This is a genomic window from Leifsonia sp. SIMBA_070 (assembly GCF_046534635.1).
Lineage (GTDB): Bacteria > Actinomycetota > Actinomycetes > Actinomycetales > Microbacteriaceae > Leifsonia.
In genome coordinates this window covers 1-252 of record NZ_JAWRYK010000629.1, presented here as the reverse complement: position 1 = coordinate 252, position 252 = coordinate 1, and the positions used below count along the sequence as shown (strand labels likewise).

Below are 252 nucleotides of genomic sequence, written 5' to 3'. Positions count from 1 at the left end.
ATGTTCGAAAAAATTCCGGGATGGGCAATCCGGGTGTTGCGGTCGGGGTGTATCAAACATCCGGTTCCAACGCAAAGGAAATCATCGATGAAATCGAAACTATTTTGGAAGAATCAAAAGCAGATTTCCCAAAAGGACTTGATTATGTCATCCCTTTTAACTCCAAAGATTTCTTGGATGCTTCCATCGATCATGTGGTTCAGACATTAATAGAGGCATTTATCCTAGTATTCATTGTGGTATTCCTTTTTC

The 252-nt window shown here is 40.1% G+C and carries 1 protein-coding gene; it reads left to right on the top strand.

The genetic code is table 11. From position 1 onward, the window contains the following. Nucleotides 1-20: 20 nt before the first annotated feature. Nucleotides 21-252 (top strand): efflux RND transporter permease subunit (locus SB754_RS21745; protein WP_410784391.1); only part of this gene is annotated, 232 nt, incomplete at its 3' end.